Consider the following 20,022-nt stretch of genomic DNA (forward strand, 5'->3'; position numbering starts at 1 on the left):
CCGCGGCGGATGTTGTGGACGGGACTCGTCGTTCCATCGACGCGCAACGATGACCATCGGTGGTTATGGGTCCCGGCTTTCGCCGGGACGACACCGAATATTTGGTGCCGCTTGTGAATCACAAGCTCGCTTGCTCCTCAGAGTCCGTCTATGAGTCAGGCCCTGGGGATGACGGGTTTAGCAGTTGCCTCAAATCGACCGCATCAATCCGCCGTCGACGCGGATGTTTTGGCCGGTGATGTAGCCCGCGCCGTCGGAGACGAGGAAGCTGATGGTTGCGGCGATCTCCTCCGTCTTGCCGTAGCGCTTCATCGGCACGCTGTCGCGGCGCTCGTCGGTTGCCGGGAGGCTGTCGATCCAGCCTGGCAGCACGTTGTTCATGCGCACATTGCTGGCGGCGTAGCTGTCGGTGAACAGTTTGGTGAACGCGGCGAGCCCGGCGCGGAACACCGCCGAGGTCGGAAACATCGCGCTCGGCTCGAACGCCCAGGCGGTGGAGATGTTGACGATCGCGCCCGACTTCTGCGCCTGCATGTGAGGCGCGACGAGACGCGTCGGGCGGATCACGTTCATCAGGTAGACGTCGAGACCGGTGTGCCACTGCTCGTCGGTCAGTTCGAGCACACCCGCGCGCGGGCCGTGGCCGGCGCTGTTGACCAGCGCATCGATGCGGCCCCAACGCTCCACCACGCCGTCGACGGCGCGTTTCAGATCATCGTTGGAACGGTTCGAGCCGGTGAAGCCGAGGCCGCCGAGCTCCTTTGCCAGCGCCTCGCCCTTGCCCGACGACGACAGGATCGCAACGCGGAAACCATCGGCCGCGAGGCGCCGCGCCGCCGCCGCTCCCATGCCGCTGCCGCCTGCGGTAACGAGCGCGACCTTCTCCAAAGCCATGACCTGATATCCCTTCTTATTGCTTCGTTCGAGGCGACCCTAGCACTGCCGATCGCAACGCGCGACATCGCGCCTGCTTTGCGTCACCGGACGAAATGCGGCATGGTGACCGACATCGTTCTCCGGTACGCAGTATTCACATGACATCCCTCCTTCGACACCTTGTCATCGCCGCCGTGATGCTGTTCGCCGGTCCCGCGCTCGCGCAGACCCGGTCCATCACCGTCGCCTCGACGACATCGACCGAACAGTCCGGCCTGTTCGGCTATCTGCTGCCGCGGTTCTCGGAGACCTCGGGCATTGCCGTGAAGGTGGTCGCGGTCGGCACCGGACAGGCGCTCGACATCGGACGGCGCGGCGATGCCGATGTCGTGTTCGTGCACGATCGCGTGGCCGAAGAGAAATTCCTGGCCGAGGGCTTTGCGACCAGGCGATATGACGTGATGTACAACGATTTCGTCATCGTCGGCCCGAAGGCCGATCCGGCGCATATCGCCGGCGACAAGGATGTCGCGGATGCCCTGCGCAAGATCGCTGCGACCAGTTCGGCCTTCATCTCGCGCGGCGACCACTCCGGCACGCACGAGGCCGAGCTGCGGCTCTGGAAGGCGGCCGGCGTCGATCTCGGCTCAGCGAAGGGCCAGTGGTATCGCGAGATCGGCCAGGGCATGGGTCCGGCGCTCAACATGGCATCCGCGTCGAATGCCTATGTGCTGTCCGACCGCGGCACCTGGCTGTCGTTCAAGAACCGCGGCGAGCTCGCCGTGCTGACCGAAGGCGACCGGCGGCTGTTCAACCAGTACGGCGTGATGCTGGTCAATCCGGCGAAACATCCGACGGTGAAGGCCGCGGACGGCGAGGCCTTCATCGACTGGCTGGTCTCGCAGGCCGGGCAGTCAGCCATCGCCGGCTACAAGGTCGGTGGCGAGCAGCTATTTTTCCCCAACGCCGCGCACTAGCAGAAACGCGATCGTGCTGACGCTGACGCTCAGCGCAAGCAGGATGACGCCGAGCCCGAGACCGAGCGCCAGCTCGCCCTTGCTGGTCTCGAGCGCAATCGCGGTCGTCATCGTTCGCGTATAGCCGCTGATATTGCCGCCCACGATGATGATGGCGCCGACCTCCGCGATGGCGCGGCCGAAGGCGGCGAGGAACGCGGTGAGCAGCGAGGCGCGGCCGAGCGAGAACACCAGCGCGAGGCTGCGCAGGCGGGACAGGCCGTCGGTGCGGATCAAATCGGCATATTCCGCCCACAGCAGCGCGACCGGACGATGCACCAGCGCAACCACGATCGGCGTCGCCAGGATGACCTGCGCCACCACCATCGCCGTCGGCGTGAACAGCAGCCCGGCGAAGCCCAGCGGTCCGGATCGCGACAACAGCAGATAAAGCCCGAGGCCGACCACGACCGGCGGCAGGCCGAGACAGGCATTGGCGAGCACGATCACCACCTGCCGTCCGCGAAACCTCGATATCGCAAGCCAGCCGCCGATCGGCGCGCCGATCAGAAGCGCGAGCAGGCTCGCCAGCAGGCTGACGCGCAACGACAATGCGACGATCCCAAGCAGGACCGGATCGCGACCGGCTATCAGCGATGCCGCCGCCGTGATCGACTGTGCGAAATCATTCATGCCGGCACGTTTTGCCCGCACAACGTGCGCATCGTCAAATCGCAGGAACGATCAGTCGCTCAGGCCGGCGCGCCGTTCTTGAGCAGCTTGGCCACGGCCGCGACCAGTTCGTCAGGCGAGAACGGCTTGTTCAGCAGCACGCTGTCCGGCACGCCCCGGGTCGGCCACTCGTCGCCGCCGCCGCCGGTGATGTAGAGCACCGGGAATGACGGGTCGATCTCGCGGGCGCCGCGCGCCACGCGCCAGCCGTCGAGCCGTCCGAGCAGGCGGATGTCGGTGACCAGTGCTGAGTATTTGGTGCGGAACGCCTTCAGCAGCGTCAACGCTTCCTCGCCCGAGCCCGCGATCGCCGGCTCATAGCCGCCGTCCCTCAGGGCGTCCTCTACCATCATCTGAAGATCACGATCGTCTTCGATGACGAGAATGATCGGCGCGTCTTGCAAAGCTATCCCCCAGAAATCAGCCGGGTGCGCCCGGCTCCGAAGCATATGCAGCATAAAAGTGGCTACCGTTTGCACGGTGTCACCCAGTAAAAATACGGGTATCAGACGCGTCCCTATTCGTCGGCGAATTCGTCTTCTTCGTTGACCCCCGCCTTACCCCGCAGGGCCGGCTTTCTGCCGCCGAGCGATCCTGTGACATAAGGTTCGCGCGTTGCATAGGGGTTACGGCCGCCGGCACGCGCCGCGAGCTCCTCGCCCGAGACGGCGGCGGGCTGGCAGATCAGACGCCGGCTGGCCCGGCGCATCAGATCCACATGGATGTGGTCGTAGTGATAGACGTTGGACCCCGGCGCCAGCACCGTGGTGAATAGCTGGCAGGCGGCGGCCTGGACATCGCGCAGAAAGCCCTGCTCCTCCGGCAGGCCTTTCCAGCCATCCTTCACGGTGATGCGGCGACCGTCAGCCAGCGTGAAGGCTGCGATGTCGAGCGCATTGCCGAAGGCGTGCTCGGAAATATGCGCGTGCGAATTGCCGTTCATGCCGCGGCAGGAATAGGCCGAGATCTGCTTGATCTCGACGACACGCGCGCCGAACCAGCGCTGCGCCGCCGGCTGTACGGAATCGGCGAGCCAGCGCTCGAGCACCGAGACGATCGGGCACGCCAGCGTTGCCGCCGGCTTCACTGCGACCGGGCCGACCGTCACCACCGGATTGCCGCTCGAGGGACCGAGCCGCGGCGGCGGTGGCGCGCCGGGCGGCTGCTGGGAATACGGTGCCGGTGAATAGGGCGCGGCCGCGCTGTCGCGCTGCGGATTGGATGGCAGGCCGGGATAATAAGGTCGCTCGCCCCTGGCGTCGGGCGAGCCTTCCGGCGGCAAATCGATCTCGTCCTGCTGCGGCGGAACACCGGGCGCCGACAGCGAGACCGGCCCATTCTGACGGCTGCCATAGCCCGGCTCGTTGCCATAGCTCGGCTGGCCGACGGCCTGATTGGAATACGGCGCCTGCGCGGGCGGCGGAGGCAGCTGGCGGTTGATCGGCCAGCGCGGCTGGTTGCCGACTGATGCCGGCGGGCGCAGGCTGTCGTCGGCAAATCCGTAAGCCGAACTGGCTTCACCGAGCGCGGCGACCTTGAGCGGGAACTCGGCGCCGCAGACGCCGGGACCGGAGATCGGATCGATGCGGACGAGGTCAGCGCTCTCCTTGACCGCGCCCGACTTCAGGCATGCGGCCTCGGCCTCGGCCCGCCACGGTTCGCGCTCGGCGGTCTGAAACAGACCGCGACCGCAACCAGCAAGCGACACAAGGACAAGGGAGCCGACGAGATACAAACGAACTCCACGCGTCATGGCGCGGAGGTTCTGCGAATTTGATTAAAGACTCTTCAACGCATTTCGATGCGTTGTTTTCAGCTGTCCTTAACCATGCAGCGGAACCCGGCAGGGCATACGCGCCCTGCCGAGATGATGTCATCACCACGTGTAGCGAACGACACCCTTGCCGCCATAGGACGACGTGACGTCGGAGAACTCGCCCTCGAAGGTGAGCGCCGCCGACCAGCCGCTGGTCCAGTTCATCGCCGCGCTCGCGGTGGTGAGCACCGCATCGCTCGCAGGCGCCGCACCGTTGACCACGAAGGACGCGCCCGGCAGCGTCTGGAATGTCGCGGCAACGCTGCGATCGGCGTTGTAGTCGTGCGCCCAGGCGAGCCGGCCGCGCAGGCTGAGAATGCCATCCTGCAACGCGATCAAGCGATCGCTGCGGAGGCCGAGTTCGCTGCGCGTGGCGGTGACGGTCTTGGCGCCATAGGCCACCGCGAACGCGCTCGATCCCGACAGCACCTGCTCGGCATAGGACGGCAGATCGTAGGTCGTGAACTGTCCGGCGGCATAGGGCGTCAGCGCCAGCGACCACGGCGTGATGAAGCGATAGCCGCCTTCGATCCGGCCCGACAGCGCATTGGCGTTGAATTGCGCGCGCAGCCGGTCGATGCCGGCGATCGTCACCGTGCGATCAGTGGTGACGTCTTGCCAGCCATAGGCCAGCGCGCCCAGCAGATAGGCCGGCCCGAATCCATGACGGATGAAGGCGCCGGCCTGGAACAGGTCGGAGCGTCCGCCGCCGAGTGCGTTGGCCACGGTGAAATTGGTGCCGCCGCCGGCGAGCGCAAAGCCCGCGATCGTGTCGGGCGAGATCCGGTAGTCGGCGCCGACGGCGACACCGAAAATGCGGCTCGTCGTCGAATTCGATCCGGCGGCAGTGCCGCCATCGGTGCTCTGCCCGCCGCCGAAGCCCGCCGCCCAGACGCTCCAGCGCTGCTCGAACGTCTGTTGCAGCGGCGGTGCCTTGCGATAGATCGCGGCATAGGCGTCGCGCGCGCCATTCGCTCGCGACATGCCGGTCGACGCGTAGCTCATGGTGTCATCAGCGAATTGCGACGCGCCGCTATTTGCAGGCACGCCGCCGCGCCCTTCGGTGAAGGGATCCGTCATGACGCCGAGGAACATGTTCATGGCGTCGAAAGTGGTCTGCTGCGAGCCGGTGCCGAATTCGCCCGACGCCTGCATCAGCCCGGCCGGCGTCAGCGCGCCGAACGCGGCGGAAATGCTGCCCGTGCTGTTGAAGGCGTTGCTGATCGCATGGCCGACCGCGGCCTGATTGCCGCTGAGCCTGGCGGCTGCGGCAAAATTCAGCGCCAGATTGAGATAGACGCTGTTGGCGTCATAGCTCAGGCTGGAGATGAAGTTCGATGGCAAATTGCTGTTGACCGGCCCGGCAAAGCTGCCGCTGACACCGCCGGCCGCGTTGAGGATGGTGTACTGCTTCTGGAACGTGGTGCCGGTGAAGGACGCGTTGACCGTGGCGCCGCCGAGCGTTGCCGCACCTGTCACGTTGGTGCGATCGGACGCCGCGGCCGACACTTCGACCAGATAGGTCGATGCGGCGGTGAAGGTCAGGCTGCCCTGCACCGTGAGCGTGCCGATCGAATTGCCCGGCGACAGCGTGCCGCCATTGACCAGGACATTGCCGACGCTGCCATTGCCGCCGAGCGTGCCGCCGGCATTGACGGTCACGGCATTGCCAAGCGAGCCATTGACCAGCAGCTTCGCACCGGCGCCGATGGTGGCGCCGGCCTGGTAGCTCTGCGCGTCGGTCACGGTCCAGACGCCGCCCTGCACGTTGAGCACCTCGAAATTGATCACGTTCGAGAGCGTGCCCGAGCCTGGCCCGAACAGGTTGAGCGTGTCGGTGCCGACGCCGCCATCGATCCGGCCGGTGATGGTCGAGCCGCCATAGAGATTGAGCGTGTCGTCGCCGCCTTCCATGCTGATCGCGCGGCCGGTATTGCCAATGATGGTGCCGTAGTTCGACAGCACGTCGGCGCCCTCGCCGGTCTGGATCGCTGCGCCGTCCCCGCGGATGAAGCGGGTCGAGCCGGTACCGGTATAGGTCACGCCGTTCAGCGTACCGACCGAGCCGGTATCGGGCGTGCCGTTCTGCAGCAGCGTAACGCCATTGGGATCGGGAATCGTGCCGTTGCCGATGATGGTGCCGTAGTTGACGATCCTGTCGTTGTCGACGGCGGCATTGCCGGTCTTGTTCTCGGAGCGGATCGCATAGATGTTGTTGCCGACGATGGTGGCGCCGGCATAGTTGATCAAGTCGAGCGCCGCCGATCCGCTGCGCGAATGGTCCGGATTTGAATCGTTGTTGACGACGATGCCCGCCGCGGCACCGCTGATGGTGCCGTAGTTGCGGATGGTGCCGCCGCCGATCGCAAGGCCTTCGCTGTTGTTGAAGCGGCCGCCGTCATCGGCGCCGGTTGCGCCGGTGCCCTGGACGATGCCGTAATTGGTCAGCGTCAGGACATTGTCGATATCGATGCCGTCGCCATCGCTGCGCGTCGAGACGCCATCGATCGCCCCGGTGATGGTGCCGTAGTTGGTGACGATGGCGTTGCTGCCGCCGACGCCCGCACCGTTGCGGCCGATGATGGTTGCGCCGGCAAAATTGTTGACCGTGATGGTGCCGGCGTCGCCGGCGGTGCCGTTCTTGGCACCCGAGATCAGGCCGCCGGCATAGTTGTTGACGGTGCCGTTGTGGCCGCCCTGAAGATCGATCGCATCGGCGCTGGGCCGGCCGGTTGCGGGATCGATCGTGCCGTTGGCGATGATCTGGCCGTAATTGTCGATCGTGAAGTTTTCGCCGGGACGGATCGCGTCCGCATTGGCCGCAGTGATCAGGCCGGTCGCGCGGTTTGTGATGTGAACGCTCGCGGCGGTCGAGATGAGATTGTCGAAGTCGATCGCCTGCCCGGTCGCCGATTTGATGGTGCCGGCATTGTCGACCGAGAACCTGGCCGCGGTCGTGCTGTTGCTGCCCGACGCGCCGTTGATCTGGATGGCATCATCCGCCGACTGGATCGTCGCGCCCGCATTGTTGACGACCGACAGCGAGATCACGTTGTTGAGATTGGTGGTGGCGCGGATCGCGCGAGACCCTGCCGTATTGGTCGCGTCGATCATGCCGGAATTGGTGATCGTGGTGGTTCCGCCGCCGATCCGCATCACGTCGCTGCCTGATGACTTGATGATGCCGCCGCTCTGGTTGGTGATCGAGAACACGGTGGTGTTCGACGTCGCGTTGACGAAGTCGAAGACGCGGCCGTTGCCCGTCGACTGGATGGTGCCCGCATTGTCGACGGTGACCGACCCGCTGCTCAGGCCGCCATTGATCCGGAATGCATCATTGGACGCGGTGAAGAGCGCGCCGGAATTGTTGATCAGCGTGAGATTGCCGCTGATGGCGCTGCTCGAGGTGTCGATGCCGCGCGAGGTCGCCGAGATGGTGCCGTTGTTGGTGATGACGACGCCGGGCGACGACAGGCCGGTGATCCAGGTGATCGCGGTGCCCGTCACCGACAGGCTGCTGCCGGCGGCGACCGAGCCGGTATCATTGTTGGAGACGGTCTGCGCCGTCGTGCTGTTGGGAGGAGTGCTGAAGCTTGCGGCCAGTGCCGGACAGGAGAACCCCAACGAAGTCGCAGAAATAGCCAGCGCAAGCCGGCTTGCGCGGCTCAGAAACTCAGATTTCACGTAACGCCCCAAGTACTTATTACCGGGGTAGAGCCCCGGTCATTGCGGGCGGCAATCTGGGTATGGTTTGTGACAGGCGCACAACAAATGACGATGCTGCCTTGCGGCGCAACGACACAGGGGCGAGAGCAACCGACGGACATCCAAGCGGGTACTGCTATCGGCCCCTGGAACCGGCGCCGCCGCCGAATATATTTGCGACGCGTCAACGCCTTGATTCGGCGGCTATTTGAGCCGCGCATCGCAATGCGGTATTGCCGCGAATAGCGAGCCTGACAACAAGACTGCCTTTTTCGGCCTGGAACCCCTTGCTAGCTTTGACGTTAATGCGGGCAGCGTGTGTGAACCGAGGGAGTTTCCCCAATGGATTTCGCGAGTCCTCTGCTGAGCAAGCTGAGCATTGTGGCCGCGTACATCGCGTTAGCCTTCGTCGGCGCCATTATTCTCGGCGTGTTCTAGGACATTCGACAGGCATGAGTTCAGCGCCCGGCGGCCGCCCCCGCCGGCGCTGTGCTGTTTTGCGTTCACTCCGCCACAACTACAGCTCGATGATCGCGATGAGGGGCTCGAATGCGATGCGCGTGCAGCGCTGCGCCGTGCAACGGCGGGGCGAGTCTTGCGGTCGCCCTTCAGGTAAACCGCTTATATCTGCCCGGCGGTCGCTTCATGTGCGTCGCCGGACCCGCTATAAGAGCCGCATTGTCGAAAATGAATTGAACCTGCGGGCGACCGGCGACCAATGAAGCATTTCCTCACCGCGGCCAGGCTGTTGGCCCTCGATCTCGCCTCGACGCTTGTCTTTCTTGTTCTGTTCCTGCTGACGCACAACACCGCGCTCGCGGTCGGCCTCGGCATCGCATTCGGCGTCGTGCAGATCGGCGTCCAGATGGTGCGCGGCAAACGGATCGACACCATGGAATGGCTGAGCCTGTTCCTGGTCGTCGCCGCCGGCTCCGCCACGCTGCTGACCCACGACCCGCGCTTCGTGCTGTTCAAGCCGAGCGTGATCTACGCCATCGTCGGCGTCGTGATGCTGAAGCCCGGCTGGCTCAACCGCTACCTGCCCGAGATCGCACAGAAGGTCGTGCCCGATGTCGCCGTCAAGGTCGGCTATGCCTGGGCCGCCCTGATGTTCATCTCCGCCGCGGTGAACGCCATCGTCGCGCTGACCTGCGAGATCACGACATGGGCCGTCGTGATGCCGATCTTCGGCATCTTGAGCAAGATCGTGGTGTTCCTCGGCGGCTTTGCCGCGCTCCGCCTCACCGCGAGGCGCCGTATCCGCGCCATGCCGGAGACGCAGCGCGAGGCCGTGCTCGCGCTCGAAGGGGCACCGGCGCCAGCTGCGCCGTAGCCCCCGACCGGGGTGTGGTCGACGAAACAAACGGCCCGCGCGACGAAACCATTTTGCCGTGACAACGAAGAATTGCTGAAACCAAGCCTGCCTAGTGATCGGTTCGACAACGCGCTGCTTCGGCGCGATCACAAGGGGGACATGATGGCTTTCACCGCTTCCGCGCTTCGTCACGGCAAACTGCTGGCGGCAACCGCGTTCACGCTCGGTCTGCTGACCTCGGCGTCCTATGCCTACACCGACGAGCAGCAGCAGATGTGCACCAGCGACGCCATGCGGCTGTGCAGCTCGGAAATCCCCGACGTCGATCGCGTCACCGCCTGCATGATCCGTCAGCGCGCGCTGCTCAGCGACGGCTGCAAGGCGGTGTTCCACTACGTGCCGCCGGCGGCTGCGCAACCCGCGAATTATGCGCCCGCGGCCAAGCCGGCGAAACCGCTCAATATCACTCCTCACAAGCGCGGCTAAGCAAAACCCCAACAGCGACCAGGCACCGCGCTTCCGGCAACGGAGCGCGGTGCTTGATCGTTTCGGTCCGCCATGACAACAAGGCACGACCGTTCATCCGGCATTCAGCCTGACGCGGCTCAATTGCCGTCCCCACTGCCTCCCCCGGGAATCGATGGCGATGCGCCGCAGCCTTCTCTTTGCGCTTCTGCTTGGCGCCGGCGTCACGATCGGTTGGCAATCAGCGGCCAATGCTGCGCCGGACTTGACGCGGCTTGCACAGGCGCAACCTGCACAGGCGCCCGCCCCGGCGCCGAGTCCGACGCCGCCTACGCCCGCTCCCGCAACACCCGCGCCTGCAACGCCGGCGCCGGCCGCGAGCGCGCAGCCCGCAGCGCCCGAGCCGATCGGCAACGTGGCGACACTGACAGGAACCGCGACCGTCACGCGCAACAGCACCGCGACGCCGCTGCAGATCCGCGACGACATCTTTGCCAATGACGAGGTCGCGACATCAGGGACCTCCTCGCTCGGCATCACCTTCAACGACGGCACCACCTTCAACCTGCGCGCCAATGCCAGGATCACGATCGACAATTACGTTTATGAGGACGGCGGCCAACAGAACAGCGCGCTGTTCAACGTCACCAAGGGAACGGCGGCCTTCGTCGCCGCCGCGGTCGCCAAAACCGGCGACATGAAGATCTCGACCCCGACCGCGACGCTCGGCATCCGCGGCACCACCGGTCTCGTCGAGGTGCCCGAAGGCGCCACCGCGACCAGCAGGAATGTCGGCATCAAGCTCTATCCCGACGCCGACGGACATGTCGGCCGCATCGAGGTCAACGACCGCAGCGGTGCCTCGCTCGGCGTGCTGACGCGCGGCGCCAGCGGCTTTGCGATTCGTCCGGGCACCGGCGGTGCCCGCTTCGCCGCGGTGCCGCTGACGATCTCGCCGCAACAGATCACGCGCGACCAGGGCTTTGTGCGCCAGGTCCATAGCGCGCAGACGCTGGGCCGCCAGGTCGTGACCGAGCAGCGCGACTTCCGCCGCGCCAATCCCGATTTCCGCAGGGCCAATCCGGCCGCGCCCTATCCGAACCGCGGCCAGCCCGTGCAGCCGAACCCGCAGCGCCAGAACGGCCTGCCGGGCCAGAACCGCAACACGCCGCAGCAGCCGGGTCAGCAGAACCGTCCGGGCCAGATGCAGCAGCCCGGTCAGCCGAACCGTCCCGGCCAGCAACCGGGCACGCCTGGCCGGCAAGGTTCGCAGCAGCGGCCCGGCACGCAGCAGCAAGGCGGCGCACAGCATGCGCTGCCCGGCCAACCCGGCGGCGCGACGCTGCCGCACGCGCCCGGCGTCCAGACGCCAGCCGGACAACAGCCGGCGGGACAACAGCCAACGCGCCAAGCCCCCACGCAAGAGCCCGCGCGCCAAGGCGGCACGACGCAACCCGGCGGACAACAATCGCCGGCACGTCAAGGCGGTCTGCAGCCCGGCCGCACCCAGGCGCCGGGCGGCGTGCGCCAGCCAGGACCACCAGCGGCCCAGCCGGGTCAATCGGGCGCGCCGCGACAAGGCACAGCGCAGCCCGTGCCGCAGGCGCCCGGCCAGATCCGACCCGGCATCCAGCAAGCCGCACCGGGCATACAACGGCCCGCGGTGCAGGCGCGGCCAGGCTTCCAGCAACGGCGCGCGCCGCCTCCGCCGCGCGGCGCGAAGCCTCCACCCAGGGACAAGCGCCAGTAACTGAGATCACAGCAATGTCGATCAAACGAGCGAATGGCGCCGGCGAGTTACGCCGGCGCCATGCACAGATCGACCAATGCCGAGCGGCAGGTCAGCCGCGCCTGGTGATCACGGCCTCCAGATATTCGCTCGGGATCACCAGCGTGCCGTCCCTGGCGATATTGAACTGGTCCATCAGGCTGAACATGTCGGCGGCGAGCAATTGCTGCTTGACCGGATCGATCGCCCCGAACGCCTTCAGCACGGGCCCGTAATAGGTGCGGAAGATCTCGAGGAAATGCTCGCGCGACCTGTAACGGAAATTGAAGTGCCTGCGCCTGGCATCGAGCGTCGCCTGCGGGCCGAACAAGGCGCCGAGATGCGCCTCGGTGCCCCACAGCGCGGGAGACTTCACGCCCGGCGCCGGCGGCACATACTTCCCGATGGTCTTGAACAGCTGGCCGATGAAACCTTCCGGCGTCCAGCTTGCGAGGCCGATCTTGCCGCCGATGCGGCAGACGCGGCGCAGTTCATTCGCCGCCTGCTGCTGGTCGGCGGTGAACATGACCCCGAAGGTCGACAGCACGACATCGAAGCTGGCATCGGCAAACGGCAGCTTCTCCGCGTCCGCTTCCTGGAACGTGATGGGCAGACGCTCCGCCGCCGCCCGCTCGCGGCCGCGCTCGAGCAACGCCGCGACGTAGTCGGTCGAGACCACGTCGGCAAAGCGCCGCGCCGCAGCCAGCGTCGCATTGCCGTTGCCGGCGGCGACGTCGAGCACCATCTGATTGCTGCGCAGGTCGACTGCCTCGCAGAGCATCTCGCCGACGATCTGGAGCGTGGTGCCGACGATCGCATAGTCGCCCGCACTCCAGGTGGCTTGCTGGCGCGCCTTGACGGCGGCAAGATCGATGGTCGGCATTTCGGTCTGAACGTTCATGTGCATCTCCTTTGAAAATGTGATGCGGCTCGCGGCGAGGCCGCCGGCTTCGCCGAAAGTCCGCGGGTTGCGCCAAAAAACGGCGTCGAGCAGTGCAATGACTTCAAATGTGCTGCGCGCTATGTGCGGCGGTCGAGCAGGACCGGGATGGTCGATGCGGCAACTATGCTCCAGTCCGAGCGATGCCTGCAGCCGTGGCTGCTACGCTGCGTCGAGGCGGCCTGCTGCGCCGGAGCTGCACGATGCTCCAGAACGACAGGTTCCTCCGCTCGGGTGAACACGGGCGAGGACAAACCCGCGATCACCAGCCCGAGCAGCGCGCTTCGCCCGATCGGCCGTGAGCAGCGGTTCCCGGCGCCCTTCGACTGGCCGCCGGCGTCGCGCGGCATCAGGCGACTGGCCTGCCGCTCGCGATGGGCGAGCATGCCTGCGACCGATTGATTGACGATCCGGCGGATCCGCAAAAGCAGGAAGGAAAAATGCCTTCGTACCTGACTTGAAATGGATTCCATGAATGAAATCGACATAATTGTTTCCTTGATCGAAGTGTGATGGCGCTCCGGATCAGGTTTGGTCGGGATACGCCATGCGACGCCGCGCAGGCGTCATTCGGCCGCAATGGGCGGTTGGACCGGATCACCACGCACCACCACGGTTGCCGCGACCTTGTAGAATTCCTCGCCCGGCATGCCGACGCAGCGCGCATGCTCCCGGATCGAGTCACCGTCACGCGCCTCGTATATGCAGAATGTGCCGATGCGACCATCCGCCTCGTGCACCACATAGCTGCGGATCCAGCGGACACGGTCCGGCATCTGCTCGTCGCCGACCCTTGCGGACGTTGCGCCGGCGAGTTCCAGCTCGCTCATGTCCGCCCAAGCGCTCGGACGGCGAATGACATAGAGTTCCATCGAAATCTCCTCGGTTGCAATTATTGAACGGCCGGCGCTCATGGCGAGCCATGATCAGCTATAGGCGCTGTCGATGCCGACTGTCCTTACCGCGGACTGATCATTGCCTGATCTTTGTCTGATCCTTGCCTGAACCTTTTCCGCCGAGCCCGCACTCATACACATGGCATTCTCATTTGGACTGTTCGAGCTTGATGAAGCTGGACGCGTGTTGCTGTGCGCGCGCCAAGAGGTCCCATTGCAGCCGCGTGTGTTCGATCTGCTGATTTATCTGGTTCGACACCGCGACCGGGTCATCCCCAAGGAAGAACTCCTCGAAGCCGTCTGGCCGGATGTGACGGTCACAGACAACTCGCTGCAGCGGGCGGTGAGTGCGTTGCGCGCCGCGCTGCGCAACGGCGGCATGGACGGCGCGATCCGAAATCTGCCGGGCAAAGGCTATCGCTTCTTCCTCGAGTCCGAGATCCGGCAGCCGGAACGCATCGACCCCAAGCAAGTCGATGGCACCGTCGGTGCAATCGGTCTCGCCCGACGCGCAGCGGCCGGACAATTGTGGTTGCAGGCAGCGACCCTGTTCGCGAGCGCGGATGAAAGCGGCCAGCTCAACGCTGAAGATCTGCACGATTGGGCGCTTGCCCTGCAGTGCCTCGGCAGGGCCACGGCAGCGATTCCGATTCTGGTTCGCGCGGTCAGCGCACGCAGCCAGGCCGGTGACGCGGCAGGCGCCACGGTCGACGCGATAGCACTCTCGGCCTTGCATTTCGAAAGCGGCCAGGCCGCGATCGGAAAGGGCTGGCTCGCGCGGGCGGAAGATTGGGCTTCAACGCTCGACGATCCTCCGACGACGGCCCTGGTGTTATGGATGAAGTCGAAACTGGCTGCTTTCGATGGCGAGCCGGAACAGGCACTCGCGTTGGCCGACGCTGCCTACACCGCCGTCAGATACAAGGATGCGATCAATATCGAAGCGCTGAGCCTGGCCTATCGCGGCTTCTATCGGCTGTGCCTCGGCGACACACACGGAGGACTGTCCGATCAGGACCATGCCGCCGCAGTTGCCCTGTCCAGCAACAATCTGGACCCGATCATGGGCGGCAACCTCTATTGCAACATCCTCTGGGCGGCCCGGATGTTCGGAGATTGGGCACGCGCCGACCAGTGGACGCGGAGCTACCAGAACTTTTGCTCGGGCAGCGGCATGGAATTGACGGGCTCGTGCCAGCTGCACCGCTCCGAGGTGCTCGGCATCAGAGGCTCGCTCGACGAAGCGCTGTCGCGCATTCAGGACGCGCTCGGACGCCTGACCAGCGATGCGCCCTGGTCGCTTGGCGATGCCAACCGGGTGCTGGGCGATATTCAGGCGGCGATCGGCAATGACGACGCAGCGCTCGAAGCCTATGACAGGGCTTACACGCTGGGCTGGTGCCCGGAGCCGGGCCGCGCCATGCTGCTGCTCGCAAGAGGGGAAGCGGAGGCCGCCTATGCAAGCCTCGAGCGGAGCCTGATCGGCAAGACCTGGTGGACGCTGCAGCGACGCGGAATCCTGCTCGCGCATCTGGCGCTGGTTGCCGCGCACACGCATCGGACCGTTCGAGCGAAGGCATTGATCTGCGAACTGTCGGGAAGTCCGGATCGCTGGCCGATGCCCTCGATCCGCGCGCTCACCAACGAAGCACAGGCGATCCTCGCGCTTTCCCGGCAGGACCATGAAACAGCCATGCGGCATCTCCATCTCGCCCGCCAGCTGTGGTCCAGCATCGAGGGGCGGGTTCAGATCGTGCGACTGAGGCTTCAGATCTCCAGCCTCCAGCTGGAGCATGGAGATGTTCGCGGCGCCATGGCCGAAGTTCATGCGGCACAGCTTCTGGCCCGTGACCTGGGCTCGCCCAAGCGTCTTGCCGAGTGTCTTGCCTTGCAGCGTGACATTGACGCCTGGCAGCCAACGGCACGACGTCAGATGTGCGGGTGATCACGCCGCGCGGCGCAGCCAGTCGCGCACGCGTTCGATCAGATTCTTGCGCGGCGTGGCCTGAGGTGCCGCGCCGGCCGGCACGACCTCGTGCACGAATGGCGGCGCTTGGTCAGGGACGACCGTCTCGGCGCCCCGCTCGGTCTCGGCAGTTGCATCGGGTGCGGCCACCGGAACGTCTTGCGGCGCCATGGCCGGCGGATCGGGCTCGCTTTGCGCGAGTGGCGGCTGATCGATGGCCGGCGTCTCCGCCGGCGCAGCCGCATCGGCAACATCAGGCGCGTCGGTGACCTCCTGCTCGTCGATGACCTGTGGCACTGCGGCTTCGCGAATCCGCCGGCGCTCTGCGGCCACGGCTCTCGCCCGCGCGCGCCGCTCGCGCTCGGTGAGCGCCGCGGCCTGCAACGCGATCGGTCCGACATTTTCCAGGAACGCGCGCTCGTAGCCGCGCGACAGACGCTCGAGTGCCGCATCGAGCGGCAGCCAGTCCACCTCGCGGATGTCGCTCATCAGCGCCCGCACCGGCTTGCCGCCGGCATCCATGCGCCAGTAATGCACCACCTTGGATCGGCCGCCTGAATCATAGACCAGCGTGCCGAGGAATTCGTGCACGTCGACGTCATGGCCGGTTTCCTCGAGCACCTCGCGCTCGGCAGCGGCGCGCGGCGTCTCGCCGTCGTCGAGCTTGCCTTTCGGCAACACCCATTCATTGCGCTTGCGCAGCCGCACCACGGCGAAGCGCTGCGGTGCGTCCCGCCGCAGCACAATGCCTCCCGCCGCCAGAACAGGCGTCCGCGCCATCTCGTGTCCATCAGGTTTGCGATTTAGGATCGTCGCACGACGATCCCGGCTACTCTAAAGCATGATCGGAAAAAGTGGAAACCGGTTTTCATGCTCAAACGATGAGCGCTATGGAAACAAGGCTATAAAGGCTTCCGCAGCAGCGGCTCGCCGCATTTGATCCGCGTTCCCTCCGCGACGTTGTCGCAGAATTCGAAATTGCCGGGCGCCAGCACGATGATCGTCGAGCCGTGTTCGAACCAGCCGAGTTCATCGCCCTTCTTCACATGCGCGTTACAGGAAAAATCCACCAGGCCCCGCGACTGCGCGTTCAGCGTGATATCGAGGAAATGCAGGCGGAGGCTGGCGACAAGGATCGCCGCGACCGGAACCAGCGTCAGTGCCTCGCCGGTTGGCAGCTTGGCGCGCAGCACCGCGCGCTCGTTCTTGCAGAACAGCCGCTCGATCCGCTTCAGCGCGATCGGATTGACGTTCCAGACGTCGCCATGAATGAACGTCACCTTGTCGATGGCAAGATCATAGGGCGCGTGGAAACGGTGGTACATGCTCGAGGTCAGCCGCAGCGTGACGAAGCGGCCGTTCCGGTGCTGCTCCACGAGCGCCGGATCGCCGACCAGATCGAGCAGCGAATAGGGCGCGCCCTTGACCTGGAACAATTGCCCGTCCTCGATCCGCCCATGCGCGCCGATGATCGCATCCGACGGGCTCGCGATGATGGCAGGATCGGCAGCGGCCGGACGCAGGCCGGGCTTGAGCTCGCGGGTGAAGCAATCGTGCAGGCTCCTGAACTCGGTCTTCTTGGCCTCCGACAGATCGAGGTCGGAGAACAGCTTCCAGCAGGCGATCGAGGCGTCGCGCACCAGGGGGTTCTCGACCTTGGAGAACCAGCCCATGAAGCGGGTCAGCGCGGCCCGCGGAATCCGGTTGGTGAGCAGGAAATTGAGGTCTTCCTGCTGGGTGAATGCCGAGATCAGGCCCTTGACTGTCATGAATCTGTTAGGTGCTGAGGCTAGCGCTTCTGTCATGGAAACATCCCTTCCGATTCTCTCGCTGTCCGCCGCCGCGCTTGCCGGCGCCGCCGCAGCTTTCCCCAAAATCCAGGCCCGCATCGCGCTGTCGCGCGCCAAGCACCGCTCGCTGACCGGACATTCCAAGATGTCCAAGATGGTCGCGCGCATGGTCCCGCACTACGAATTCGACATCGACGACTTCTTCCGCTCCGACGGCGCGCCGAAGGACGTCGCGATGCAGCGCCAGGACGGCTTCTTCCGCCTCGCCGGCCTCTACGGGGATCGCTACCCCAAGGGCCGCGCGCTGACCGCCGAGGTCACGGAGCGCATCTCCGACCTGCAGTTCACCGAAACCTACCGCGTGCCGTTCCAGTACAGCCGCCTGGTGCGCGAGCATCTCGGCACCTCGGCCTTCGTCGAGGCCTCCAGCGGCGTCACCGTCACCGACGTCGACGGCAATGTCTTCTACGACCTGACCGGCTCCTACGGCGTCAACATCTTCGGCAACGACTTCTACAAGGAGTGCATCGCCGAGGGTGAGAAGCGCGCCCACGCGCTCGGCCCCGTGCTGGGTCCCTATCACCCGGTCATTGCCGACAACGTCAAGCGGCTCTGCGAGCTGTCCGGCCTCGACGAGGTCTCGTTCCATATGTCCGGCACCGAGGCCGTGATGCAGGCGGTGCGGCTCGCGCGCTACCACACCAAGCGGAGGCGCCTCGTGCGCTTCGCCGGCGCCTATCACGGCTGGTGGGGCGACGTGCAGCCCGGCGTCGGCAACCCGGTGTCGCCGCACGAGACCTTCACGCTCGCCGACATGTCGGAGAAGACGCTGCACGTGCTGCGGACGCGCAGCGACATCGCCTGTGTGCTGGTCAACCCGCTGCAGGCGCTGCATCCCAATTCCAACGCACCCGGCGATTCCGCGCTGGTCGACTCCGCGCGTTCTTCCAAATACGACCGCGCCGCCTACACCGAATGGCTGAAGAAGCTGCGCGAGGTGTGCACCGAAGGCGGCATCGTCCTGATCTTCGACGAGGTGTTCGTCGGCTTCCGCCTCGCCGCCGGCGGCGCCCAGGAATATTTCGGCGTCAAGGCCGACATGGCGACCTACGGCAAGAGCCTGGCCGGCGGGCTTCCGGTCGGCGTGGTGTGCGGCCGCAAGGATTTGATGCGGCGCTTCCGCGACGACCGCCCGGCCGACATCTGCTTCGCCCGCGGTACCTTCAACTCGCATCCCTATGTGATGACGGCGATGGACGAGTTCCTGAGCCGGCTCGCCAGCCCGAATTTCCGCTCGATCTACAACGGGCTGGACGAGACCTGGAACGGCCGTGCCAAGGCGCTCAACGACCGCCTCGCCGCGCAAGGCTTGCCGGTTCGCGTCGGCAACATCTCGTCGATCTGGACCGTCTATTACACCGAGCCGTCGCGCTACAACTGGATGCTGCAATACTATCTGCGGGCCGAGGGACTGGCGCTGAGCTGGGTCGGCACCGGCCGCCTGATCTTCACCCTGAACTACACCGACGCCGACTTCGCCGAGGTCAGCGACCGCTTCGTCGCGGCAGCCGAGAAGATGAAGCGCGACGGCTGGTGGTGGCACAAGGCCGGCCTCACCAACAAGAACATCAAGCGGCAGATCCTGAAGGAGATGGTCGCTGTGAGGTTCGGCCGCTGAGCACACCGTCATTCCGGGGCGATGCACAGCATCGAACCCGGAATCTCGAGATTCCGGGTTCGCTCGCTGGCGCGATCGCCCCGGAATGACGGCGTTTAGGTCGTCACCGTGAAGTTCAGGCGCTGAGGCAACGCGCGGCTCCCCTGCTCCCTCGCCCCGCGCTTGCGCGGAGAGGGTTGGGGTGAGGGGCTGCATCCATAAAATCGGAAATGGACGGACTCGTGGTGAGCCCCCCTCACCCGGATCGCTGGCGCGATCCGACCTCTCCCCGCAAGCGGGGCGAGATGACGTGTACGCGCGGTCGAAGGCGCTCAAGTGATGATCCGCCGTAATCCTAAGACGTAGATGCCCGGGACAAGCCCGGGCATGACGCAGTTTGAAGACGCTGGGAGCAACGATCAGGCGTGCTTGACGTGCTTCTCGAGACCCGGATCGATCAGTTCGCCCTTCATCAGGAACAGCGGCGCCTTGTGATAGAGCTTCAGGTCGTTGAACGGGTCGGTGACGATCTTGGTCATCCAGACGAGGCCGGTCTCGACGTCGCGGATGAAGAACAAATGGATGGTGCGGAACAAGAGGCCGCCGATGCCGACCACGAGCCAGATCTTGGCCACCTGGCGGGTGAAGTCGCCCATCGTGACCCAGGGCTTGAACAGGCCGAACAGCGTCGGATCGAAGTACAGCACCATCGGCGACAGCGCCCAGATCGCCATCAGCACGACCTTGCGCTGCAGATTGTAGCCGACCTTGATATCTTCCTTGTGCTCGTGGGTCGCCTGGTTGACGTGGTCGTAGCCCTTCGGCTCGAAGAAGAAGTGACCGGCCTGGCGCGAGGTCATCGAGACCAGCCAGCCGACCAGCGCCGACACGACCGGATCGAAGAACAGCATCACATAGGCGAACAGGAAGCTCAGCGCGCTGACGAAGTGCAGGCTCTGGTTGATCCGGCTGTGATGGTAGAAGCGATGGTCATCCCAACGCTGGGTACGCAGCTCTTGCAGGAAATTCTTGATCATTGGTTCCCCCAACATCTTTCGGAACAGGATTTACAGGGATTCGATGTATCGCGTGTGACATCATCATAATGACATATGACAATGCGGAGCGACGCCTTGACGC

17 protein-coding genes are annotated in these 20,022 nt (G+C 65.3%); 6 read left to right on the forward strand and 11 right to left on the reverse strand.

What is annotated here, in order from left to right; all coding sequences use genetic code 11:
• Nucleotides 1-189 precede the first annotated feature (189 nt).
• Nucleotides 190-894, reverse strand: a complete 705-nt coding sequence (locus ACZBJS_RS07345) for an SDR family oxidoreductase (protein WP_316393700.1) — start codon at nucleotides 892-894, stop codon at nucleotides 190-192.
• 140 nt (nucleotides 895-1,034) lie between these two features.
• On the opposite strand from ACZBJS_RS07345, the gene ACZBJS_RS07350 reads away from it, so the two are divergent.
• The gene (locus ACZBJS_RS07350; protein WP_076824096.1) at nucleotides 1,035-1,853 is read left to right on the forward strand and encodes an ABC transporter substrate-binding protein; all 819 of its coding nucleotides are present in this window, start codon (nucleotides 1,035-1,037) and stop codon (nucleotides 1,851-1,853) included.
• On the opposite strand, the gene ACZBJS_RS07355 is transcribed toward ACZBJS_RS07350, so the two are convergent.
• The 4 genes from ACZBJS_RS07355 to ACZBJS_RS07370 all read right to left on the reverse strand — a co-directional run bounded on the left by ACZBJS_RS07355 (nucleotide 1,827) and on the right by ACZBJS_RS07370 (nucleotide 8,064).
• Entirely contained in the window at nucleotides 1,827-2,525 is a 699-nt protein-coding gene (locus ACZBJS_RS07355; RefSeq protein WP_016845814.1) for an ABC transporter permease, read from the reverse strand. The two genes, ACZBJS_RS07350 and ACZBJS_RS07355, sit on opposite strands and share 27 nt — an antisense overlap.
• Before the next feature lie 59 nt (nucleotides 2,526-2,584).
• Nucleotides 2,585-2,968, reverse strand: a complete 384-nt coding sequence (locus tag ACZBJS_RS07360; RefSeq protein WP_050425581.1) for a response regulator — start codon at nucleotides 2,966-2,968, stop codon at nucleotides 2,585-2,587.
• A gap of 113 nt (nucleotides 2,969-3,081) precedes the next feature.
• Nucleotides 3,082-4,317: an extensin-like domain-containing protein gene (locus ACZBJS_RS07365; protein WP_316393694.1), complete on the reverse strand. Its 1,236-nt coding sequence runs from the start codon at nucleotides 4,315-4,317 to the stop codon at nucleotides 3,082-3,084.
• Between the two features lie 123 nt (nucleotides 4,318-4,440).
• The gene (locus tag ACZBJS_RS07370) at nucleotides 4,441-8,064 is read right to left on the reverse strand and encodes an autotransporter outer membrane beta-barrel domain-containing protein (RefSeq protein ID WP_463438615.1); all 3,624 of its coding nucleotides are present in this window, start codon (nucleotides 8,062-8,064) and stop codon (nucleotides 4,441-4,443) included.
• A 739-nt stretch (nucleotides 8,065-8,803) separates the two neighbouring features.
• Between ACZBJS_RS07370 and ACZBJS_RS07375 the strand changes: the two genes are divergently transcribed.
• From ACZBJS_RS07375 to ACZBJS_RS07385, 3 genes are all read left to right on the forward strand, one after another.
• Complete coding sequence (locus ACZBJS_RS07375; RefSeq protein ID WP_463438616.1) at nucleotides 8,804-9,418, forward strand: inner membrane-spanning protein YciB; 615 nt, start codon at nucleotides 8,804-8,806, stop codon at nucleotides 9,416-9,418.
• A gap of 141 nt (nucleotides 9,419-9,559) precedes the next feature.
• A complete protein-coding gene (locus ACZBJS_RS07380) occupies nucleotides 9,560-9,886 on the forward strand; it encodes a hypothetical protein (RefSeq protein WP_063790043.1) in 327 nt (108 codons plus the stop codon).
• A gap of 154 nt (nucleotides 9,887-10,040) precedes the next feature.
• Nucleotides 10,041-11,615: a FecR family protein gene (locus ACZBJS_RS07385; protein ID WP_316393691.1), complete on the forward strand. Its 1,575-nt coding sequence runs from the start codon at nucleotides 10,041-10,043 to the stop codon at nucleotides 11,613-11,615.
• Nucleotides 11,616-11,706: 91 nt separating this feature from the next.
• Here ACZBJS_RS07385 and ACZBJS_RS07390 read toward each other — a convergent pair whose 3' ends face one another.
• The 3 genes from ACZBJS_RS07390 to ACZBJS_RS07400 all read right to left on the reverse strand — a co-directional run bounded on the left by ACZBJS_RS07390 (nucleotide 11,707) and on the right by ACZBJS_RS07400 (nucleotide 13,445).
• Complete coding sequence (locus ACZBJS_RS07390) at nucleotides 11,707-12,534, reverse strand: class I SAM-dependent methyltransferase (protein WP_076824088.1); 828 nt, start codon at nucleotides 12,532-12,534, stop codon at nucleotides 11,707-11,709.
• Nucleotides 12,535-12,653: 119 nt separating this feature from the next.
• On the reverse strand, nucleotides 12,654-13,061 hold the full coding sequence (locus tag ACZBJS_RS07395) for a hypothetical protein (RefSeq protein ID WP_316393690.1): 408 nt from the start codon (nucleotides 13,059-13,061) through the stop codon (nucleotides 12,654-12,656).
• 78 nt (nucleotides 13,062-13,139) lie between these two features.
• On the reverse strand, nucleotides 13,140-13,445 hold the full coding sequence (locus ACZBJS_RS07400) for a nickel-binding protein (RefSeq protein WP_316393689.1): 306 nt from the start codon (nucleotides 13,443-13,445) through the stop codon (nucleotides 13,140-13,142).
• 163 nt (nucleotides 13,446-13,608) lie between these two features.
• On the opposite strand from ACZBJS_RS07400, the gene ACZBJS_RS07405 reads away from it, so the two are divergent.
• A complete protein-coding gene (locus tag ACZBJS_RS07405; RefSeq protein ID WP_316393688.1) occupies nucleotides 13,609-15,414 on the forward strand; it encodes a winged helix-turn-helix domain-containing protein in 1,806 nt (601 codons plus the stop codon).
• Here the strand turns inward: ACZBJS_RS07405 and ACZBJS_RS07410 are convergent, their stop codons facing one another.
• Complete coding sequence (locus tag ACZBJS_RS07410) at nucleotides 15,415-16,215, reverse strand: NUDIX hydrolase (protein ID WP_316393687.1); 801 nt, start codon at nucleotides 16,213-16,215, stop codon at nucleotides 15,415-15,417. It abuts the gene before it with no gap.
• Nucleotides 16,216-16,337: 122 nt separating this feature from the next.
• Nucleotides 16,338-17,204, reverse strand: coding sequence for an archaetidylserine decarboxylase (asd, locus tag ACZBJS_RS07415; RefSeq protein WP_316393686.1), 867 nt, complete (start codon nucleotides 17,202-17,204; stop codon nucleotides 16,338-16,340).
• Nucleotides 17,205-17,238: 34 nt separating this feature from the next.
• Between asd and ACZBJS_RS07420 the strand changes: the two genes are divergently transcribed.
• Entirely contained in the window at nucleotides 17,239-18,903 is a 1,665-nt protein-coding gene (locus tag ACZBJS_RS07420) for an aminotransferase class III-fold pyridoxal phosphate-dependent enzyme (RefSeq protein WP_316393685.1), read from the forward strand.
• Nucleotides 18,904-19,301: 398 nt separating this feature from the next.
• On the opposite strand, the gene ACZBJS_RS07425 is transcribed toward ACZBJS_RS07420, so the two are convergent.
• The gene (locus ACZBJS_RS07425) at nucleotides 19,302-19,919 is read right to left on the reverse strand and encodes a hypothetical protein (RefSeq protein ID WP_057014961.1); all 618 of its coding nucleotides are present in this window, start codon (nucleotides 19,917-19,919) and stop codon (nucleotides 19,302-19,304) included.
• Nucleotides 19,920-20,022: the final 103 nt, after the last annotated feature.

It is taken from the genome of Bradyrhizobium sp. KZN70725, from assembly GCF_055264925.1.